This window comes from Micromonospora sp. NPDC049366 (genome assembly GCF_044466625.1).
In the GTDB taxonomy this organism is placed as follows: Bacteria; Actinomycetota; Actinomycetes; order Mycobacteriales; family Micromonosporaceae; genus Micromonospora.
Genome location: NZ_JBITMV010000009.1, coordinates 158,961 through 179,630, shown reverse-complemented (window position 1 = coordinate 179,630; position 20,670 = coordinate 158,961). Strand labels below are relative to the sequence as shown.

The following is a 20,670-nucleotide window of genomic DNA, read 5'->3' as shown; positions in this document are numbered from 1 at the left end:
CGGGTGCCGGGCGGTGTGGTGCCGTGCCACCCCGGTGTACGTCCACTCCGGCCCGGTCCGGGGCCGGTGTCCATGTCCTCGGCAGCCCCTACCATCGGTGGGCGTGAACCGAGAGTCAGAGGAACGTCCGCCCACCGTCCGCCAACTGCGTCTGGTGGTGGAGGCCGAGGACTACGAGGCGGCGGTCGCGTTCTTCCGCGACGCGCTCGGCCTGCCCGAGGAGGCGGCCTTCGCCGGTGACGGTGATGCCCGCGTGGTCATCCTGGACGCCGGCCGGGCCACCCTGGAGATCGCCAATCCGGCGCAGAAGCGGATGATCGACGAGGTCGAGGTGGGTCGGCAGGTCGCGCCCCGGCTACGGGTGGCGTTCGAGGTCGACGACACGCGTACGACCACCGACCGGCTGGTCGCCGCCGGCGCCGAGCAGATCGCGCCGCCCACCGTCACCCCCTGGCAGTCGTTGAACTCCCGCCTCGACGCACCCGCCGGCCTCCAGATCACGGTCTTCCAGGAACTCGCCGGCCAGGACGGGACGACGGCGGACCGGGCCGGCGACCAGTGAGCGCCGCGCGTAGCTGACCGCCGCTCGCTCCAATCCGGGCTTCGTCCCGTTGACGTCTCGATTCGGCCGGTCGCTCCGACGTCCGGGTTCGGCCGTCGACGTCTCGGTTCGGCTGGTTGCCTCGGCCTGGGGTCCGGCGGCCGACGTCTCGGCTGGCCCGGTCGCTCTGGTCCGGGTTCGGCCGTCGACGTCTCGGCTCGCGCGTCGCCGGTCCGGCTGCGCCCGCCCGTCCGACCCTGGGCATCTCGCCGTTCCCACGCCCCGCCGGGGCCGTCCGGTGCCGCCTGTCCGGTCCGTACCTGTCCGGCCGCTCTGCCCGATGACCGAGCGTGCCGTTACGCACCGCTGTCCGGTTGCCCGCGTGACCGGGACCGCGGCCGTCGCCGGCGGGATCATTTCCGGAATGCCCGACACGTCGAGCTCGTTGTGTCCCCCGTACCGCCCGAGCTCAAACCCAACTCCGGCGCGGACACCCCTCGAGGAGTGCTCACCCCGGAGCGCTTCGCACGATCGAAAGGGCAACCATCGTGAAGCTTGACTTCCGCCGATGGCTCCCGGCCATCGCGAAGGACTTGAAGCTCGACCCGAGCCGGTGGCTCACCACCGTCGGCAAGGACAACTACCGTAAGACCGCGCTGAGCGTCGCGGGTGTCGCCGTGCTCGGCGGCCTCGCTCTCGGGCCGACCGCGGTCGCCGCCCCCATCACCACCGGACCCTCCGAGGGTGCGGTCGCCGCCATCAACCTCGCCACGGGCAAGGGCAACGCGGACGACCGGGGCACCAGCGTCGAGTCCGGCCTGACCACCGGTTCCCGTAGCGGCAAGGCGGACGCCGGCAGGCCGAGCCGGGACAAGTTGGTCCCGCACGGTGTGGAGGGCGCTCAGTCGCGCATCCCGCTGGACGACGCGCAGATCTCCAACGCCAAGGCCATCATCAAGGCGGCCAAGAAGACCGGCGTGGGGGAGCGGGGCGCGGTCATCGGCGTCGCGACGTCGCTGCAGGAGTCGAAGCTGTACAACCTCGGCCACCTGGGCGCGTACAACGACCACGACTCGCAGGGCCTGTTCCAGCAGCGGCCCTCGTCCGGTTGGGGCACGCCCGAGCAGATCACCGATCCGGACTACGCGGCGACGGCCTTCTTCACCGGGCTGAAGAACGTGGGCGGTTGGCAGGACCTGCCGCTGACCACCGCCGCGCAGACCGTGCAGGTCTCGGCGTACCCCTTCGCGTACGCCCAGTGGGAGGACCAGGCGGCGGACATCGTCCAGCAGCTCTGGTGAGGTGACGAAGACAGGCCGGCCGGCCCCGACGGGGCCGGCCGGTTTCGTCTGTCCGGACCCGAACCCGCCGCACCGTTCGCGCCTGCTTGCCGGACGCGCGTGGTGGATTGGGCGGCGCCGGCTGTAGATCTTGGTGAGTTGTGGCCCCTCTGGGGGCCTCAATCGTCCAAGATCTGCAAAACCTCGGGTTCGCGCCGCCGGGTGGATCGTTTCGGACGTGCCTGTCCGCGTGGTGGCTGGTGGGTTTTTGTCTGGTTTCGGGTGGGTGGGGTGTCGGGGTTTGTGGCGTGGGGTCCTGTGGTCGGGGCCACGGTGGGGTTGGAATGGTGGCTGGGTCGGGGGCGTTGAACAGTCTCTGACGGCCGAGGTAGCAGCCCTGGTTCCGCTGGCCCGGTGGGTTGGTGGGTGCGGGTGAGCGGCCCGGAATGATGGCCCCGCCCCGGTCGTTGGACATGGACCACGCGATCGGCGGGCCCCCGGGAATGACGGTGGGGCGCGGGTCGTTGGACGTGGACCCGGCGATTGGCGGGCCCCCGGGAATGACGGTGGGCTGGCGGTCGTTGGATAGGGACCCGGCGCGGTGAGCCCCCCGGCTCGACCCGGTCGCCGGAACATCCGGTCCAGGTGAGCAAACCTTTCTGCTCCCGGGCCTGTCGGGTCAGGCACACCGCCGACCCACACACCCAAGACTTTCCCCCTTGCTTTTCAGGGCGCCGGTTCCCCGGTGCCGTCCCTGTGCCGATCCTTTCCCCCTGGTCGGTGTGGGCTCCCCCGAGCATTGGAGCTTCTGTCATGAACACGATCATGCGTAAGAGCGTTCTTGGTATCGCTGGTCTGGCTTTCGCCGGTGGGATCGCTGGTGGTCCGATCGCCGCGCACGCCGCCACCCCGGCGGTGGACGCGAAGCCCGTCGCGGTGGTGCAGACCGACAAGGTTGATGCGGCGAAGTTGATCCCGCATGGTGTGCAGGGTGCGCAGTCGCACATCGACCTCAACGATGAGCAGGTCGGCAACGTGAAGGCGATCATCGCCGCCACGAAGAAGTCGGGCATGGACGAGCGGGCCGCGGTCATCTCGGTCGCGACGAGCCTGCAGGAGTCGAAGCTGGAGAACCTGGGCCACCTCGGCGACCGTAACGACCATGACTCGCTGGGCCTGTTCCAGCAGCGCCCGTCCAGTGGTTGGGGTAGCCCGGAGCAGATCACTGACCCGATCTACTCGACCCAGGCGTTCCTCAAGGGCCTCAAGCAGGTCGACGGTTGGAAGGACATGCCGCTGACCGTGGCTGCGCAGACGGTGCAGGTGTCGGCCTACCCGGACGCCTACGCCCAGTGGGAGCAGCAGGCCGCTGACCTGGTCGCCCACTACTGGAACAGCTGACCAACAGCAAGAACCACAGCCGCTGGCCGGCACCCCGCAACACGGGGGTGCCGGCCAGCGGCTTCCTCACGTCGACTGTCGCCACCACCGGCCCAGCCCGACGTCCACCACCGCGGCGACCAGCGCCAGCGCGATGATCACGGTCGCCACGACGAGCGAGTGCTCGAACGCGGTGGTCCAGTTGCCCCGGCTGCTGGACAGGGACGAGAAGAAGACCGAGCCCACCGCGGCGATGCCGGCGGCCGCGCCGATCCGCTGGCCGGTCTGGAGCATGCCCGCCCCGCTGCCTGCCTGCGGGACGGGCACCTGGGACAGGGTGAGCGTCTGGTTGGGGGCGATCACCAGCCCGCTGCCGAGCCCCGCGATGAGCAGCGGCGCCGCGGTGACCCAGGGCGCGGGTGTGTGCGGAAACCACCGCAGTGCCAGCGCGGTGGCGGTGAGGCCGACCACGACGGCGAGCAGCCCGGCGGCGACCATCGGCCGCCCGAGTCGGTTGACGAACCGTCCGCTGACCGCCGACGACGCGGCCGACCCGAGGGCGAACGGGGTGATGGCCAGGCCGGCGATGAGCGGGCTGTAGCCGTGCCCGTTCTGCAGGAACAGCGTGTAGATGAAGAAGATGGCGGTGAACCCGCCGAAGTAGACGAGGCCGATCAGCGCGCCGAGGGCGTACGAGCGGAAGCCGAACAGGCGCAGGTCGAACAGGGGCGTGGTGCGCCGCGCGTACCGCCGCTCCCAGAGCGCGAAGGCCAGCAGCACGAGCAGGCCGGCGGGGATGAGGGCCCACTTCCACGGCGTACGCCACTGCTGTTCCTGCACCAGCGGCAGCAGCACGAGCAGGACACCGAGGCCGAGCAGCACCACGCCGACCGGGTCGAGCCGGTGGCGGTCCGCGTGTTCCTTGGGGCGTGCGGGCAGCAGCCGCCAGCCGAGGATCACCGTGATGATGCCGACGGGGATGTTGACGAAGAAGACGTACCGCCAGCCGTGCTCCTCCCCGCCGAGCGCGATGAGCAGCCCGCCGAGCAGCGGCCCGATGGCGGTGGAGATCCCGATGGTGGCGCCGAGCAGGCCGAAGGGGCGGCCTCGCTCCGGTGCCCGGAACATCTCCTGGATCACGCCGGTGACCTGGGGGTTGACGATGCCGGCCGCGGCGCCCTGGAGCAGCCGCGCGATGACCAGCCAGGTGGCGTTGGGGGCCAGGCCGGCGAGCGCGCTGGTGACGGTGAACAGCGCGATGCCGAAGACGAACGCGTTGCGCCGGCCCCGGGCGTCGCCGAAGCGGCCGGCCGGCACCAGCGCCAGACCAAAGGTCAACGCGTAGCCGGAGAGCACCCACTGGAGGTCGCTGGGGGAGGCGTGCAGGGCCCGGTCCAGCGAGGGGAGTGCCACGTTGACGATGCTGATGTCGAGCAGCGTCATGAAGGCAGCGGCCAGGCCGACCCCGAGGGCCTTCCAGCGGCGCCGCTCGTCGGCCGGGTCGATGCCGGCCGGTGGCGGCGTGCCCGCCGCGCTCATCGCGCCCCCCGTCGACCGTCGATCACGCATCCCTGACCGCTACCCCGGTCGCCGGGGGGCGAATCGTCGCGTACGTCCGTGCGGTCACGCCATCTGGCGTGCGCAGAACCGTGGTCCGAAGTCCAGCCCGGCCATCGGCGAGTCCTCCCGGTGCAGCAGGCCCTTCTCGGTGAGCTCGTGCAGCGGGGCGTGTACCTGCTCCTCGGTCAGGTGGGACTCCTCGGCGATCAGGTCCGGGTAAGGCACCTGTCCGCGTGCCTCCAGGGCCGTGACCGCCTCGTACACCCGTTGCTCGACGTCCGACAGTGGCACCTGCTGCATGCCTTCCTCCTCAGGTCGTCCGCCTCACGCAGGCGGCTGCGCTGCGCCGGTTACCCCCTGCGTGGCCGAAGATGCCCACCCGATCGGGCGGTGGCGGTGGATGCGTCGCCGCGCCGCCCGGCCCGTCGGCGGGACCGTGGCCTAGGCTGCTCCCGTGATCGTCTGGGATCTCGCGGTCGTCGGCGGCGGACCCGCCGGGCTCTCCGCCGCGTACGTCGCCGCCCGCGCGGGCGTCCGCACACTGGTCGTGGAGCGGGCGGAGCATCCGCGTTACAAGACGTGCGGGGGCGGGCTGATCGGCACCTCGCTGGCCGAGGTGCACGACCGGATCGAGGTGCCCGCGCACGACCGGGTGGACCGGATGACGTTCACCTGGAACGGGCGACGCGGCTTCACCCGCCGGCACGGCGGTCCGCTGGTGACCATGGTCCGCCGGGAGGAGTTCGACGACCGGCTGCGCGCGGCCGCGGTCGCCGCCGGGGCCGAGGTCCGCGAGCGGGCCACGGTCCGCGCCGTGGAGCAGGACCCGGACGGCGTACGCCTGCGGCTGTCGGACGGCACGACGGTGCACGCCCGGACGGTGATCGGGGCGGACGGCTCCTCCGGGGTGACCGCGCGGCACGTGGGCGTCCGGTACCGGCAGGTGGATCTCGGGCTGGAACTGGAGCTGGAGGTGTCGCCGGAGCAGCAGGAGCGGTGGCGCCGGCACGTCCTGCTGGACTGGGGGCCGCTGCCCGGGTCGTACGGGTGGGTCTTCCCCAAGGGCGACCGGTTGACCGTGGGTGTGATCGCCGCCCGGGGCGAGGGGGAGCGGACCCGGGAGTACCTGCGCCGGTTCGTCGACCGGCTGGGCCTGGCCGACGCGCCGGCGGCGCACGACTCGGGGCACCTCACCCGCTGCCGGGAGGACGACGCGCCGCTGCGCCGGGGCCGGGTGCTGGTCGTCGGCGACGCCGCGGGTCTGTTGGAGCCGTGGAGCCGGGAGGGGATCAGCTACGCGCTGCGCTCCGGCGCGATGGCGGGCGCGGCCGTGGCCGCGGGTGACCTGGCGGGGTACGAGCGGGCGGTGGCCGAGCGGCTCGTCCCGTCGATGCGGGCCGGTTACCGCCTGCTGGACGTCTTCGAGCAGCGGCCGGAGGTGTTCCACGGGCTGGTGGCCACCCCGCCGGGCTGGCGGATGTTCGTCCGGTTCTGCCAGGGGCGGGCGAGCTTCGAGGAGACGCTGGAGCGGGTGCCGGCGCGCGCGGCGATGGCGCTGCTGAAGCGGCTCCCCGCGCCGCGCCATCGGGTCGCCGCACGCGCCGACGCCTGACTCGTTCCGGCCACACACCGGCGTCCGCGCGCTGACCTCACCGCCCCGGGCCGATCTCTTCGGCCCGGGCCGTGGCGTCGGTGGCGTCGGAGCTGTTCGGTCGGCTCTCCGCACCGACACCTCCTGCCACTCAGGATCCTAGGATGCTCTAGGCGGTGTGACCCGGTCACCGGGCAGCCGAATCCGACCCGGGCGGACGGGGGATGGTGGCGGGTACCCCTCCGGTTGCGAGAATGAGCGGGTCGAAGGGGGTGCCCGATGACTGACGCGCACGCCGCACCGTTGTTCAGCGACGACGAGTACGCCTTCCTGCGGCACATCCGGTTCGGTGAGCTGCCGCCGACCGTCCGGCCGGAGGAGCGGGTCGCGTTGACCGAGACCGACCCGGACCGGGGCGGGCCGCTCGACTACCCCGAGCGGTGGGACCTGCGGCACGGCGGCGCCGCCTGAGCGTGGCTCGCCGTTGCGGCCGGGGTTTTCCGCTGCCGCTGGAGAGACGGCGACGGGCCGTGGACGTCACGCCCACGGCCCGCCGGTTCCGCGACGGTCAGAAGACCGGCACGCCCTCCCGCACCAGCCGCCAGTTCGCCTGGAAGAAGTCGGCCGGGTCGATGACGCCCTTCTCCTGCGCCCAGTCGATGAGCAGCTGACGGATCTCCTGCTGCTCGTTGTAGACCTGCGTCTTCACGATCCCGGGGAAGTTGCCGCCGCCGCTGCGCCGGTAGTTGTTCACCGCCACCACGAACTGCGTGTCGTCCGCGACCGGGGTGTCGGTGCCGGCGAGCACCAGGCGGGTGAGCCGCTGGCCCACCGGCTTCGAGATGTCGATGTCGTAGTCGACGCCGGAGAGGGCGTCGTAGTTGTAGTCCGGCACCGACGGGTCGTTGATCTGCTCCGGGTCGATCGGCGCGCCCGACGCGAACGTCCGGAAGTACTTCGCCGAGTACTCCAGGTACGCGCGCACCTCCGCGCCGCTGAGCACGACCGCCTCGAGCGTGTTGTCGTAGACGTACAGGCCGGCCACGTCGCGGATCTTCACGTCGCCGGATGGGAAGACCGCGGTGCGGCTGAACGGCGACGCCTGCGACAGCACCGGTAGGCCGGCGTACGCGGTGCCGGCCAGCGCCTTGGTGACCGTCTCCGCCTGGACGTGGTTGATGAAGTCGAGGATCGGCGTGTCCTTGTAGCGGGACTCGACGGCCGACATCTCCACGCTGGCCTGCGCGACGACCTGGTTCACGTACGCCACGGTCTTCTGATGCTGGGCCCGGACGGCCGCGAGGACCTTCGGGTCCTCGACCACCGTGTTGGTGTTCAGCATCGTCGCGGACTTCTTGGTGATCTTCCACCGGCCGTGCTCCCGGGCCAGGGTGAAGTCCATGCGGGTGAGGCGCTGGCCCCACTTCGACGGCTCGGAGAGCAGCACCTGCTCACCGGTCCGCTCGTTGGTCACGAACTTCTCGACCACCTCGTTGTGCGCGTGGCCGAACAGGATCGCGTCGATGCCCGGCACCTGCTGAGCGATCAGCGCGACCGGGTTCTCGTTCGGCAGCTCCGGCCCGTAGCTGGAGGTGCCGCTGTCGCCGCCGTGCGCGGAGATCAGCACGAGGTCGGCGCCCCGGGCCCGCATGATCGGCACGTACTTCGCCGCGGTGGCGATCATGTCGTCGAAGCGGAGTCTGCCCTCGACGTTGCCCCGGTCCCAGATGGCCACGCCGGGGTTGGTCAGGCCCAGGATGCCGACCCGCAGGGTCGGCGCGGCGAAACCGAGGGAGACCTTCTTGATGACGTACGGCAGGAAGGCCGGCTTCCCGGTCCGCACGTTGACCGCGTTGGCGGCGAGAGCGGGGAAGCCCAGCTGGCGGATCCACAGGTCCAGCAGCGGCAACCCGTAGTTGAACTCGTGGTTGCCGAGGGTCACCGCGTCGTAGTCGATGATGTTCATCGCGCGGGCCATCGGGTGCTTCACGCCGGTCGAGGTGATCGGCTCCTGCTTGGCGTAGAAGGTCGCCAGCGGGGTGCCCTGGATGGTGTCGCCGGCGTCGAGGACCAGCGTGGCCTTGCCACGCCGCTCGGCGCGGATCTGGTTGATGAGGGTCGCCAGCTTGGCGACGCCGATGTCGTTCTGCTTGCTGTCGTCGTACTCCGCGTCCCGGTAATAGTCCCAGTTGTAGACGTTGCCGTGGGTGTCGGAGGTGCCGAGCAGGGTGAGGTCCCAGGTGCGCGACCGGGCCGGACCGGCCGCCTGGGCGGGCGCGGCGGCGATCAGCGGGGCGGTCGCCGCGGCGGCGGCGACGGCCAGCACCTGGCGGCGCGAGGCGCCGGAGGAGGAGGTCATGAGGTGCCCTTCCATGGGGTGGCGACGCCTCGTGGGCGCCGTTGCGCACCATAACCACCGGCGGCCCGGCGCGCGACAGCGACCCGAACGGCGGCACGCCGTGCTGTTTCCGTGCGCCGCGCGAGGGTAGGGCTGCGGGGGACCGAGACGGTGCGACGGTACGAGGGGAACCCGGTGAGCGAGGACCAGTACACCCAGCAGGACCCGGCCAGCCAGTACGGCCAGCGGGAGGGACAGCCCGCGCAGCAGCAGGAGGCGCCCGGCGCCACGGGGAAGATGGGGCCGAAGCCCGACCACGGTGAGGACTCGTACCGGGGCAGCGGTCGTCTCGACGGCAAGCGGGCGGTGATCACCGGCGGTGACTCCGGCATCGGCCGCGCGGTCGCGATCGCCTTCGCCCGGGAGGGCGCCGACGTGCTGATCTCCTATCTGGGCGAGGAGGAGGAGACCGACGCCCGGGACACCGTACGGCTCGTCGAGGAGGCCGGCCGGCGGGGGATCGCCGTCCGCACCGACCTCACTGACGAGGGAAACTGCCGGGAGCTCGTCGACCGGGCGCTGGCCGACCTCGGTGGCATCGACATCCTGGTCAACAACGCGGCGTTCCAGATGTCGCAGGACAAGGGCCTCGCCGGCATCACCAGCGAGCAGTTCGACCGGGTCTTCAAGACCAATGTGTACGCCATGTTCTGGCTCTGCCGAATGGCCGTGCCGCACCTGCCGGCGGGGTCGGCGATCATCAACACCTCATCCATCCAGGCGTTCGACCCGTCCCCGCAGCTGCTCGACTACGCCACCACGAAGGCCGCGATCGCCAACTTCACCAAAGCGCTGGCGCAGGACCTCGCCGGACAGGGCATCCGGGTCAACGCCGTCGCACCCGGGCCCGTGTGGACGCCGCTGATCCCGGCGACGATGCCACCGGACAAGGTGGAGCAGTTCGGCACCGACACGCCGATGGGCCGACCGGGCCAGCCGGCCGAGCTGGCGCCCGCGTACGTCTTCTTCGCCTCCCAGGAGTCCAGCTACGTCACCGGCGAGATCCTCGGCGTCACGGGCGGGCGGCCGACGAAGTGACCGACGCCCGCCGGGCGGCCGTGGCGGGCCGGGACCGGCGACTTCGCGGCGTGGGCCTTCCGGGTGTGCCGGCGGCTCCGGGGCGTGGGCCCTCCGGGCGTGCCGGCGGTTCTCCGCCTACCCGCCCGGCCCGGCCTCCGTCAGCGGGGCCAGCCGGCCATCCGGCGGCGGACCTCCGCGATCCGGTCGGCGTCCAACCCGTAGCGGGTGAAGCGGCGGTCCGGCACCTCGTCCAGGTACCGGCCCGCCGCCCGCACGTCCGCCGGGTCCAGCGCCGGGTCCACCTGGCGGGCCAACGCCAGCAGATCCGACACCGAGTAGCGGTCGAGGGCGGCCGCGACGTCGATGTAGTCGCGCACCTCCCGACGGTTCACCAGCGCCGCGGTCTTGTTGGCGATCAGGTCACGGACGTCCATCACCGGTCCGAGGTCCATCACCACCGGGCTGCGGTACCGCTCAAGGCGGGCCAGGCTGAGCCGGATCTGGTGGCCGTCCCGACTCACCACGAAGTCGCGCAGATCCCGGTCGAAGCCGTCGAAGAGCTCCGCCAACTCGCTGTCCGGGTCCGCGTCCGCCACCTGGTAGCCGGCCCGCTCCAACGCCGCCCGCACACCGGCCGCCGCCGCGGCCGCCGCGCCCTCGACGTCGGCGAAGAGGTCGACGTCCTCCGTGGGACGGGTGACCAGGCCGTGCGCCGCCCACGCCACCCCACCGCCGAGCACGAAGCGGTGCGGGCCCGCGGCGGTCAGCGCCACCCGGGCCACCTCCCGGTAGAAGTCGTGCAGGTGGTTCACGCGGCGCGCAGGCCCCGGTGACGGCTCTCCCACGCCAGGCGTACGCCCCGCGGCAGGTTCAGCCGCCGCCACACCCGCCGCAGCGTCCGCCCGTCGATCAGCTCGCGCAGGTCGTCGACGCGGGTGGTCTCCCGCAGCACGTTCTCGTACATCCAGAGCAGGTCGTCCGGGTCGGCCAGGTCGAAAGCGCGCTCGCTGCTCCACATCAGGCGTACGGGCAGCTCGACGATCCCGCGCGTGGGCCCGGTCAGCTCGGCGAGGGTGCGGGCCACCACGGCGGGACGCCCAGGGCGGGCGAGGTACGCGCTCGTGACGGCCGACATGCTGTCAGGGTAGCGCCAACGCCCGGTCCGTGGCGCGCGCCGACCCCCGGCACGTTCCGGCACACGGTCATCATGCGGCGGTCGGCGGTCGGCGGTCGGCGGTCGGCGGTCGGCGGTCGGCGGGCGGCGGGCGGGTCGGAGGCGGTGGGTCGGTGGGCGGCGACGGCGTGCCGCGGTCGGGGGAGGTTGGACGGTGGGCGGTCGGGGCGGTCGGGTTGTCGGCGGTGCGGCGGTGCGGCGGCCGGCGGACGGGTTGTCGGGCGGTGCGGCGGTGGTCGGGCGTGTTGGACGGTGGGTGAGCGGTGTTGGACGGTGGTCGACGGTTGGACGCTGGTCGGTGCGCTAGCGGGTCGGTCGGTCGGTGGGTCGGTGGGTCGGTCGGGTTGTCGGGCGGAGCGACGGTCCCGGCGGTGGGGCGTCCGGCGCGATCGACTCCGTCTCCTTGAAATCGGGGTGTCCGGGTCGGCCGGATGCCCCGACTTCACTGTTCTCGAGTGGGTCACCTCGGCCCCGTTCGCCCTGGCGGCGGGGGACGTGGTGGCGGTTGGGGTGTTGGGTCAGGTTTGTCGGGATTCGGGGGGTCGGGTCGGGGGCGTTCTGGGTCGGTCGTCCTGCTGTGGATCAACGGGTCGCGCCGTGATTCGGGCGGTGCGGTGGATCGGGAGGAGTTGGCTGTAGATCTTGGTGAGTTGTGGCCCCTCTGGGGGCCTCAATCGTCCAAGATCTGCGCGTGGTGCCTGGCCGGTGGTGGTGGTTGGTTGGGGGGTTGTCTGGTTTCGGGTGGGTGGGGTGTCGGGGTTTGTGGCGTGGGGTCCTGTGGTCGGGGCCACGGTGGGGTTGGAATGGTGGCTGGGTCGGGGGCGTTGAACAGTCTCTGACGGCCGAGGTAGCAGCCCCGGTTCCGCTGGCCCGGCGGGTTGGTGGGTGCGGGTGAGCGGCCCGGAATGATGGCCCCGCCTCGGTCGTTGGACATGGACCCGGCGATCGGCGGGCCCCCGGGAATGACGGTGGGGCGCGGGTCGTTGGACATGGACCCGGCGATCGGCGGGCCCCCGGAATGAGCGGGTCGCTGGACGTGGACCACGCGATTGGCGGGCCCCCGGGAATGACGATGGGCTGGCGGGTCGTTGGATAGGGACCCGGCGTGGTGAGCCCCCCGGCTCGACCCGGTCGCCGGAATCCTTGGTCACGGTGAGCGCTGGCTCCCGGCCAACCCGGTCAGGTGCGGATCGTCCCCCTCGGGGCGAACCCTCGACCACCCTCGAAGACTTTCCCCCTTGTTTTCAGGGCGCCGGTTCCACGGTGCCGCCCGGTATCGGCCCATCCCCCAAGGGCCGTGTGCGGGTCACACCCCCGAACATTGGAGCTTCTGACATGAACACGATCATGCGTAAGAGCGTTCTTGGTATCGCTGGTCTGGCTTTCGCCGGTGGGATCGCCGGTGGTCCGATCGCCGCGCACGCCGCCACCCCGGCGGTGGACGCGAAGCCCGTCGCGGTGGTGCAGACCGACAAGGTTGATGCGGCGAAGTTGATCCCGCATGGTGTGCAGGGTGCGCAGTCGCACATCGACCTCAATGATGAGCAGGTCGGCAACGTGAAGGCGATCATCGCCGCCACGAAGAAGTCGGGCATGGACGAGCGGGCCGCGGTCATCTCGGTCGCGACGAGCCTGCAGGAGTCGAAGCTGGAGAACCTGGGCCACCTCGGCGACCGTAACGACCATGACTCGCTGGGCCTGTTCCAGCAGCGCCCCTCCTCCGGTTGGGGTAGCCCGGAGCAGATCACTGACCCGATCTACTCGACCCAGGCGTTCCTCAAGGGCCTCAAGCAGGTCGACGGTTGGAAGGACATGCCGCTGACCGTGGCTGCGCAGACGGTGCAGGTGTCGGCCTACCCGGACGCCTACGCCCAGTGGGAGCAGCAGGCCGCCGACCTCGTCGCCCACTACTGGAACAGCTGACCACAGCAAGAACCGTTGGCCGGCACCCCGCAACACGGGGGTGCCGGCCAGCGGCCTATCCGCACCCCGCATCGTTGCTCCTGCGGCCCGGCCGGTGGCGGGTGCCTGCACCGGCGATCCGGGGCGGTGCGGCCGGAGGAAAGCCGAGGATCGGCGGGTGGGAACAAGGGCGGGCGCGGGTAGGTTGTGTGCAGTGTCGGTGTGCCCAGTGTCCCCGGGCCTCACCTAATAAATGCCGTCGCGGACTACCGTTCGGCTGGAGCCGCGTTCGTGCCACTCGCCGCGAGGCGACCTGCACACCGACACCCCAGCGCCGCCCCCGACCACCCGGTCGGGGGCGGCGCTGTCTACCCGGCACCCCACCCCGGATCCCGGAAGGCTGGTGCTCGCCCAGGCGACCACGGCCTTCAAGATCGCCGCCAGCCGCCAGCCGCCAGCCGCCAGCCGCCAGCCGCCAGCCGCCAGCCGCCAGGCCGCGCTCGACGCGGCCGTCCGGCGGGCCGAGTCGGCAGCCGCCAAGCGGCCGAGCCGCCAGCCCGCCAGCCCGCCAGGCCAGCCGGGCCGGGCGGCTGCCCGCCAGACGGGCACCCGCCGTCGCAGAAGCGCGGTGGAACGGCACGCTGCGCTGGCACGCCGGCACGCTGCGCCGGCATGCTGCGCCGGCACGCTGGGATGGGGCACGCTGCGCCGGCAACGCTGGGAGGGCATGCTGCGCCGGGGCGCGGTGGGACGGCGGAAGATCCCGGGCTTGGGTCGCGGTGAGGCGTCCGCTGGCCTATGTTCAGGGGGTCGGCGTCGAGGGTCGGGTGGGAGGTGTCGCGGATGGGCTTGCGGACCTTCATCGAGGGCTGGCCGGTATACCGCCAGCTCACCGGCACCGACCCGTTGGGGCGCGGGGCGGCCGCCCAGTCGCCTCACTCGGCGGAGCTGACCGCGCGTACCGAGACGGCCGACAGCATGGCCCGGTCGGTGTGTCCGTACTGCGCCGTCGGCTGCGGCCAGCGGATCTACGTCAAGGACGGGCAGGTCACCCAGATCGAGGGCGACCCGGACAGCCCGATCTCCCGCGGGCGGCTCTGCCCGAAGGGCGCGGCCAGTAAGAGTCTGGTCACCAGCCCGCTGCGGCAGACGAAGGTGCGCTACCGGCGGCCGTACGCGACGGAGTGGGAGGACCTGGACCTCGACGTCGCGCTCGACATGATCGCCGACCGGGTGCTCGCGGCGCGCGACCAGACCTGGGAGGACGTCGACAGCGAGGGCCGGCCGCTCAACCGCACGCTGGGCATCTCCAGCCTGGGCGGGGCGACGCTGGACAACGAGGAGAACTACCTCATCAAGAAGCTGTTCACGGCGATGGGGGCGCTCCAGATCGAGAACCAGGCCCGCATTTGACACTCCGCCACCGTCCCCGGTCTGGGGACCAGCTTCGGTCGCGGTGGTGCGACGGACTTCCAGCAGGACCTCGCCAACGCTGACGTCATCGTCATCCAGGGCTCGAACATGGCCGAGGCCCACCCGGTGGGCTTCCAGTGGGTGATGGAGGCGAAGGCGCGGGGCGCGAAGGTCTTCCACGTCGACCCGCGGTTCACCCGGACCAGCGCGCTGGCCGACACGTACCTGCCGATCCGGGCCGGTACGGACATCGCCCTGCTCGGTGGCGTGGTGCGCTACATCCTGGAGAACGAGCTCGACTTCCGGGAGTACGTGCTGGCGTACACGAACGCGGCCACGATCGTCAGCGACCGGTTCGTCGACGCGGAGGACGCCGACGGTGTCTTCTCCGGCTTCAACCCGGAGAACGGCTCGTACGACCAGACCAGCTGGCAGTACGCGGGGCAGGAGGGCGAGTCCGGCACGACGGACACCAGCCAGGAGCGGGAGACCGCGGCCGGGCTGCGGCACGAGTCGCACGGTCGGCCGATAGAGGGTCAGGTGCGCCGCGACGAGACGTTGCAGGATCCGCACTGCGTCTACCAGATCCTCAAGCGGCACTACGCCCGCTACACGCCGGAGATGGTGGAGCGGGTCTGCGGCATCCCGCAGGAGAAGTTCCTGGAGTTGGCGCGCGCCTGGACGGAGAACTCGGGCCGGGAGCGCACCGGCGTGCTGGTCTACTCGGTGGGTTGGACGCAGCACAGCGTCGGCGTGCAGTACATCCGCACCGGGGCGATCATTCAGCTGCTGCTGGGCAACGTCGGCCGGCCCGGCGGTGGCGTGTTGGCGCTGCGCGGGCACGCCAGCATCCAGGGGTCCACCGACATTCCGACGTTGTTCAACCTGCTCCCCGGCTACCTGCCGATGCCGCACCACGCCAACCACCCGACGTTCGACGCGTGGGTGGACAGCATCCGGCACCCCGGCCAGAAGGGTTTCTGGGGTAACGCGCGCTCCTACGCGGCGAGCCTGCTGAAGGCGTACTGGGGGGACGCGGCGACGCCGGAGAACGACTTCTGTTACGGGTACGTGCCCCGGATGACCGGTGATCACGGCACCTACCAGCAGGTGCTCAACATGATCGACGGCAAGGTGAAGGGTTACTTCCTGCTGGGGCAGAACCCGGCGGTCGGTTCGGCGCACGGCCGGGCGCAGCGGCTCGGCATGGCGAACCTGGACTGGTTGGTGGTCCGCGACCTGTTCATGATCGAGAGCGCGACGTTCTGGAAGAACGGGCCGGAGGTCGCCAGCGGCGAGATCGCTCCGGAGCGGTGCCGCACGGAGGTGTTCTTCCTGCCCGCCGCGTCGCACGCGGAGAAGGAGGGCACGTTCACGCAGACGCAGCGCCTGCTGCAGTGGCGGGAGAAGGCCCTCGATCCGCCGGGCGACTGCCGCTCCGAGCTGTGGTTCTTCTACCACCTGGGCCGCAAGCTGCGGGAGAAGCTGGCGGCGTCGGACAAGCCCCGCGACCGGGCGCTGCTCGACCTCGCGTGGGACTACCCCACGCACGGTCCGTTCGCCGAGCCGAGCGCCGAGGCGGTGCTGCGCGAGATCAACGGGTACGACGTAACCACCGGCCGCCCGTTGGGCGGGTTCGTCGAGGCCAAGGACGACGGCTCGACCGCGATGGGTTGCTGGATCTACAGCGGGGTGTACGCCGACGGCGTGAACCAGGCCGCGCGCCGCAAGTCCCGGCACGAGCAGAACTGGGTGGCCGGCGAGTGGGGCTGGGCCTGGCCGGCGAACCGGCGCACGCTCTACAACCGCGCGTCCGCCGACCCGCAGGGCCGGCCGTGGAGCGAGCGGAAGAAGTACGTCTGGTGGGACGAGGAGAAGGGCGAGTGGACCGGCTACGACGTGCCGGACTTCGAGAAGACGAAGCCGCCGTCGTACCGGCCGGAGCCGGGCACGTCCGGGCCGGCGGGCATCGCCGGTGACGACGCGTTCGTGATGCAGGGCGACGGCAAGGGCTGGCTGTACGCGCCGACGGGTGTGGTGGACGGTCCGCTGCCCACGCACTACGAGCCGGCCGAGTCACCGCTGCGCAACCCGCTCTACCGGCAGCAGGCCAACCCGACGCGCAAGGTCTACCCGCACCCGATCAACTCGGTGAACCCGAGCCCGCCGCAGGCGCACAGCACCGTCTTCCCGTACGTGTTCACGGTCAGCCGGCTCACCGAGCACCACACGGCCGGCGCGATGAGCCGCAACGTGCGGCCGCTGGCCGAGCTGCAGCCGGAGATGTTCGTCGAGGTGTCGCCGGAGCTGGCCGGGCTGGTGGGGCTGCACCACCTCGGGTGGGCGCACCTGGTCAGCGGTCGGGCGGTCATCGAGGCGAAGGTGCTGGTCACCGACCGGATGACGCCACTGTGGGTGGACGGTCGGGTGATCCACCAGGTCTGGTTGCCGTACCATTTCGGCTTCGAGGGCCTGGTGACCGGCGACTCGGCCAACGACCTGATCGGGATCACCCTCGACCCGAACGTGTTGATCCAGGAGAGCAAGGTCGGCACGTGCGACGTACGACCGGGGCGTCGACCGACCGGCCCGGCGCTGCGGGAGCTGGTCGACGACTACCGGCGGCGGGCCGGCATCGCACCGGGTCGGCACTCGCCGACGATGACGCCCGCCGACGGGGAGGGACGCGATGATTCCTGACCCGAACAGCCTCTACGGCCCGCTCGACCCGGCGCCGGAGGCGGGCTGGTCCGACGCCCCACCGCGGATGGGCTTCTTCACCGACACCAGCGTCTGCATCGGCTGCAAGGCCTGCGAGGTCGCCTGCAAGGAGTGGAACGACGTGCCCACGTCGGGGCTGGACCTGCTGGGCATGTCGTACGACAACACCGGCGCGTTGACGGCGAACTCGTGGCGGCACGTCGCGTTCATCGAGCAGCCCCGCCCGCTGGGGCAGCACCGCACCCCCACGTTCGCCGGCAACCCCACCGACGGCCCGGTCAGCGCGGCGTCGGCGGCGGTCGGCGCGACCACCGGCAACCCCACCGGCACCGACCCGGGTGTGCCGCCGGGTTCCCCGCAGGCGGCGGCCGCGATGGCGGCGGGGCCGGAGTTCCTCGGCATGCCGGGCTCACAGCCGCCGGGGCGGGCCAGCGGCCCGGAGACCCGCACCGACTTCCGCTGGCTGATGATGTCCGACGTGTGCAAACACTGCACCCACGCCGCCTGCCTGGACGTGTGCCCGACCGGTTCGCTGTTCCGCACCGAGTTCGGCACCGTGGTGGTGCAGGAGGACATCTGCAACGGCTGCGGCTACTGCATCTCCGCCTGCCCCTACGGGGTGATCGACCAGCGTAAGGGCGACGGCCGGGCGTGGAAGTGCACCCTGTGCTACGACCGGTTGGACGCCGGGAAGACGCCGGCGTGCGCGCAGGCCTGCCCCACCGAGTCGATCCAGTTCGGGCCCCTCGACGAGCTGCGGGAGCGGGCCGCCGCCCGGGTCGCGAAGCTGCACGAGCGGGGTGTGCCGGAGGCCCGGCTCTACGGCCACGACCCGACCGACGGGGTCGGCGGGGACGGGGCCTTCTTCCTGCTGCTGGACGAGCCGGAGGTGTACGGGCTGCCGCCGGACCCGGTGGTCACCACCCGGGACCTGCCGAAGATGTGGAAGCGTGCCGGCTTGGCCGCCCTGGCCATGGCGGCGGCCACCGTGGCCGCGTTCGTCGGGAGATCGTCGTGAACCAGGACCGTCCGCCGGTGGGTGACCGGTTCCGCCGCTTCCGTGACCGCCTCGACGGTGGTCGGGCCGGCCGCGAGCGGGCCGAGGACGGCACCCACGCGAGCAGCGTCCGGCCGGACGCGCCGCTCACCGACGCGGGCGCCGCGGGTCTCGCGCCGGTGCCCGGCCGCGACGCCGGGCCGGGTGAGCGGGGCAGTGGGGGCCGGCGGCGCCGGGGCGGGGAGGAACTGCGGGTCCCGGAGGCCGAGTTCGTCTCCTACTACGGCCGGCCGATCCTGAAGGCGCCGGTGTGGAAGTGGGACATCGCCGCCTACCTGTTCACCGGTGGCCTGGCGGCGGGCTCGTCGCTGCTCGCGGCGGGCGGTCAGCTCACCGGGCGCCCGGCGCTGCGCCGGTCGGGCCGGGTCGCGGCGCTCGCCGCGGTGACCGCCAGCGCCGGTTTCCTCATCCACGACCTCGGCCGGCCGGACCGGTTCCACCACATGCTGCGGGTGGCGAAGCTGACCTCGCCGATGTCGGTGGGCACCTGGATCCTGACGGCGTTCGGGCCGGCCGCCGGGGTGGCGGCGGTCGCCGAGGCGGCGCCGCTGCTGCCCGAACGCGGCCCGCTCGGGTTGGTCCGTCGGCTGCTGCCCCCGGCCGGGCAGGTCGCGGGGCTGGCCGCCGCCGTCACCGCCCCGGCCCTGGCGACGTACACGGGGGTGCTGCTGGCCGACACGGCGGTGCCGTCGTGGCACGAGGCGTACCCGGAGCTGCCCGTCATCTTCGCGGGCAGCGCGCTGGCCAGCGGCGCCGCGGTCGGCCTGATCGGCGCGCCCGTCGCGCAGGCCGGTCCCGCCCGCCGGATGGCGGTCGCCGGCGCCGCGCTGGAGCTCTCCGGGTCGCACCGGGTGGAGACCCGGTTCGGTCTGCTCGGTGAGCCGTACCGCACGGGCCGGCCGGGTCGGCTGCTGAACGCCGGGCGCGTCCTCACCGTCGCCGGGGTGGCCGGGGCGCTGCTCGGCCGGCGCAGCCGCGTGGTCTCGGTGGTCTCCGGCGCGGCGCTGTTGGCCGCCTCGGTGGCGACCCGGTTCGGTGTCTTCTACGCCGGGGTGGCCTCGGCGCGGGATCCGAAGTACACGGTGGTGCCGCAGCGCGAGCGGGCGAACCGTCGGGACGCGGCCGCCGGCCCGGCCCCGCTCTGACACCGGAGGTCCGAGCGGTTTTCGACCTTGCTGCGCGGGCGTCCTGACCCTGTGGTCAAATTGCCGGTGGAGGCGTTCAGGCGGCTGGTGCCCCTCCCGGTCTTCAAAACCGGTGTGGTCCGGGACCCGGGCCAGGCGGGTTCGATTCCCGTCCGTCTCCGCCAACCGCGGGGAGATGACGCAATGCGTGACGGCCGGACCGACCCGCGTCGGCGCGTGCCCCGCACCGACGTGCTGCTGGCCGACCCGAGGCTGGCCGCCGCGATCACCGCCCTGGGACGCGACCGGGTGAAGGCCGCCGTGACCGCCGCGCAGGACCGGGCCCGGCGCGGCGAGATCAGCCCCGAGGCGGTCGGTGACGCCGCCGTCGAGGCGCTGCCCGCCCCGACACCCCGCACCGTGCTCAACGCCACCGGCGTCGTCCTGCACACCAACCTGGGTCGGGCCGCCCTGTCCCGGCCGGCGGTCGCCGCGCTGGTCGCCGCCGCCGGGCACACCGACGTCGAACTGGACCTGACCACCGGCCGGCGGGCCCGCCGCGGCCGCGACGCCCTGGACGCCCTCGCCGCCGCCGTCCCGGACGCGGCGGCGGTGCACGTGGTGAACAACGGCGCGGCGGCGCTGGTGCTCGCGGCCACCGCGCTCGCCGCCGGCCGGGAGATCGTCGTCAGCCGCGGCGAGCTGGTCGAGATCGGCGACGGCTTCCGCCTGCCCGACCTGCTGGAGAGCACCGGCGCCCGACTGCGCGAGGTGGGCACCACCAACCGGACCAGCGTCGCCGACTACGCCGCCGCCGTCGGCCCGCACACCGGCTTCGTCCTGAAGGTGCACCCGTCGAACTTCCGGGTCACCGGCTTCACCTCCGCCGTCGACGTGCGCGACCTCGCCACCCTCGGCGTCCCGGTGGTCGCCGACATCGGCTCCGGGCTGCTGACCCCGGATCCGCTGCTGCCCGACGAGCCCGACGCCGCCTCCACCCTGCGCGCCGGCGCCCACCTGGTCACCGCCAGCGGTGACAAGCTGCTCGGCGGGCCGCAGGCCGGGCTGCTGCTCGGCGCCGCCGCCCTGGTCGAGCGGCTGCGCCGGCACCCCCTCGCCCGGGCGCTGCGGGTCGACAAGCTCACCCTCGCCGCGCTCGCGGCCACCCTGCACCGTCCGGACACGCCGACCCGGGACGCGCTGCACGCCGACCCGTCGGCGTTGCACGCCCGGGCGGAACGGCTGCGGGAACGGCTCGGCGCCGACGGCCGCAAGGCCGAGGTGGTGCCGTCGGTGGCGGTGGTCGGCGGGGGCGGCGCGCCCGGCGTCGAGCTGGACTCGTGGGCGTTGAGCCTGCCCGAGCGGTACGCGGCGCCGCTGCGTACCGGGCGGACACCGGTGCTGGGCCGGGTGGTGCAGGGGCGGCTGCTGCTCGACCTGCGCTGCGTGCCGCCGGAGGCGGACGAGGCGGTCCGCGTCGCGGTGCTGGCCGTGCCGGGGGACGACTGA

At 72.5% G+C, this 20,670-nt stretch carries 16 protein-coding genes and 1 tRNA gene; 12 read left to right on the top strand and 5 right to left on the bottom strand.

Annotation, left to right across the window (positions count from 1 at the left end):
- Positions 1 to 103: 103 nt before the first annotated feature.
- The 3 genes from ACIBTV_RS15355 to ACIBTV_RS15345 all read left to right on the top strand — a co-directional run bounded on the left by ACIBTV_RS15355 (position 104) and on the right by ACIBTV_RS15345 (position 3,222).
- Positions 104 to 562 carry a VOC family protein gene (locus tag ACIBTV_RS15355; RefSeq protein ID WP_396705201.1) on the top strand — a complete coding sequence of 153 codons (459 nt, stop codon included), beginning with the start codon at positions 104 to 106 and terminating at the stop codon, positions 560 to 562.
- Positions 563 to 1,089: 527 nt separating this feature from the next.
- Positions 1,090 to 1,842 carry a hypothetical protein gene (locus ACIBTV_RS15350; RefSeq protein ID WP_396705199.1) on the top strand — a complete coding sequence of 251 codons (753 nt, stop codon included), beginning with the start codon at positions 1,090 to 1,092 and terminating at the stop codon, positions 1,840 to 1,842.
- A 792-nt stretch (positions 1,843 to 2,634) separates the two neighbouring features.
- Complete coding sequence (locus ACIBTV_RS15345; protein WP_396705183.1) at positions 2,635 to 3,222, top strand: hypothetical protein; 588 nt, start codon at positions 2,635 to 2,637, stop codon at positions 3,220 to 3,222.
- Positions 3,223 to 3,288: 66 nt separating this feature from the next.
- Here the strand turns inward: ACIBTV_RS15345 and ACIBTV_RS15340 are convergent, their stop codons facing one another.
- Entirely contained in the window at positions 3,289 to 4,740 is a 1,452-nt protein-coding gene (locus ACIBTV_RS15340; protein ID WP_396705197.1) for an MFS transporter, read from the bottom strand.
- Between the two features lie 84 nt (positions 4,741 to 4,824).
- A complete protein-coding gene (locus tag ACIBTV_RS15335) occupies positions 4,825 to 5,061 on the bottom strand; it encodes a hypothetical protein (protein WP_396705195.1) in 237 nt (78 codons plus the stop codon).
- Between the two features lie 154 nt (positions 5,062 to 5,215).
- On the opposite strand from ACIBTV_RS15335, the gene ACIBTV_RS15330 reads away from it, so the two are divergent.
- Entirely contained in the window at positions 5,216 to 6,373 is a 1,158-nt protein-coding gene (locus tag ACIBTV_RS15330; RefSeq protein WP_396705194.1) for a geranylgeranyl reductase family protein, read from the top strand.
- 258 nt (positions 6,374 to 6,631) lie between these two features.
- On the top strand, positions 6,632 to 6,823 hold the full coding sequence (locus ACIBTV_RS15325; protein ID WP_396705192.1) for a hypothetical protein: 192 nt from the start codon (positions 6,632 to 6,634) through the stop codon (positions 6,821 to 6,823).
- A 97-nt stretch (positions 6,824 to 6,920) separates the two neighbouring features.
- Here the strand turns inward: ACIBTV_RS15325 and ACIBTV_RS15320 are convergent, their stop codons facing one another.
- Positions 6,921 to 8,711, bottom strand: coding sequence for a bifunctional metallophosphatase/5'-nucleotidase (locus ACIBTV_RS15320; RefSeq protein WP_396705190.1), 1,791 nt, complete (start codon positions 8,709 to 8,711; stop codon positions 6,921 to 6,923).
- 174 nt (positions 8,712 to 8,885) lie between these two features.
- Here ACIBTV_RS15320 and ACIBTV_RS15315 point away from each other — a divergent pair, with 174 nt between their 5' ends.
- A complete protein-coding gene (locus tag ACIBTV_RS15315) occupies positions 8,886 to 9,788 on the top strand; it encodes an SDR family oxidoreductase (protein WP_396705188.1) in 903 nt (300 codons plus the stop codon).
- A gap of 140 nt (positions 9,789 to 9,928) precedes the next feature.
- Here the strand turns inward: ACIBTV_RS15315 and ACIBTV_RS15310 are convergent, their stop codons facing one another.
- Positions 9,929 to 10,582: a nucleotidyl transferase AbiEii/AbiGii toxin family protein gene (locus tag ACIBTV_RS15310; RefSeq protein WP_396705187.1), complete on the bottom strand. Its 654-nt coding sequence runs from the start codon at positions 10,580 to 10,582 to the stop codon at positions 9,929 to 9,931.
- On the bottom strand, positions 10,579 to 10,905 hold the full coding sequence (locus ACIBTV_RS15305; RefSeq protein WP_396705185.1) for a hypothetical protein: 327 nt from the start codon (positions 10,903 to 10,905) through the stop codon (positions 10,579 to 10,581). Before ACIBTV_RS15305 ends, ACIBTV_RS15310 begins: the two co-directional genes overlap by 4 nt.
- A 1,374-nt stretch (positions 10,906 to 12,279) precedes the next feature.
- Here ACIBTV_RS15305 and ACIBTV_RS15300 point away from each other — a divergent pair.
- From ACIBTV_RS15300 to selA, 6 genes are all read left to right on the top strand, one after another.
- Complete coding sequence (locus tag ACIBTV_RS15300; RefSeq protein ID WP_396705183.1) at positions 12,280 to 12,867, top strand: hypothetical protein; 588 nt, start codon at positions 12,280 to 12,282, stop codon at positions 12,865 to 12,867.
- Positions 12,868 to 13,689: 822 nt separating this feature from the next.
- Positions 13,690 to 16,959, top strand: a complete 3,270-nt coding sequence (gene fdh, locus ACIBTV_RS15295; RefSeq protein ID WP_396705181.1) for a formate dehydrogenase — start codon at positions 13,690 to 13,692, stop codon at positions 16,957 to 16,959.
- Positions 16,952 to 17,998 carry a 4Fe-4S dicluster domain-containing protein gene (locus ACIBTV_RS15290; protein ID WP_396705364.1) on the top strand — a complete coding sequence of 349 codons (1,047 nt, stop codon included), beginning with the start codon at positions 16,952 to 16,954 and terminating at the stop codon, positions 17,996 to 17,998. The genes fdh and ACIBTV_RS15290 overlap by 8 nt, the downstream gene beginning before the upstream one ends.
- Positions 17,995 to 19,182: an NrfD/PsrC family molybdoenzyme membrane anchor subunit gene (gene nrfD / locus ACIBTV_RS15285; protein WP_396705179.1), complete on the top strand. Its 1,188-nt coding sequence runs from the start codon at positions 17,995 to 17,997 to the stop codon at positions 19,180 to 19,182. Before ACIBTV_RS15290 ends, nrfD begins: the two co-directional genes overlap by 4 nt.
- Positions 19,183 to 19,250: 68 nt before the next feature.
- Positions 19,251 to 19,346, top strand: a tRNA-Sec gene (locus ACIBTV_RS15280).
- A gap of 19 nt (positions 19,347 to 19,365) precedes the next feature.
- Positions 19,366 to 20,670: an L-seryl-tRNA(Sec) selenium transferase gene (gene selA / locus ACIBTV_RS15275; RefSeq protein ID WP_396705177.1), complete on the top strand. Its 1,305-nt coding sequence runs from the start codon at positions 19,366 to 19,368 to the stop codon at positions 20,668 to 20,670.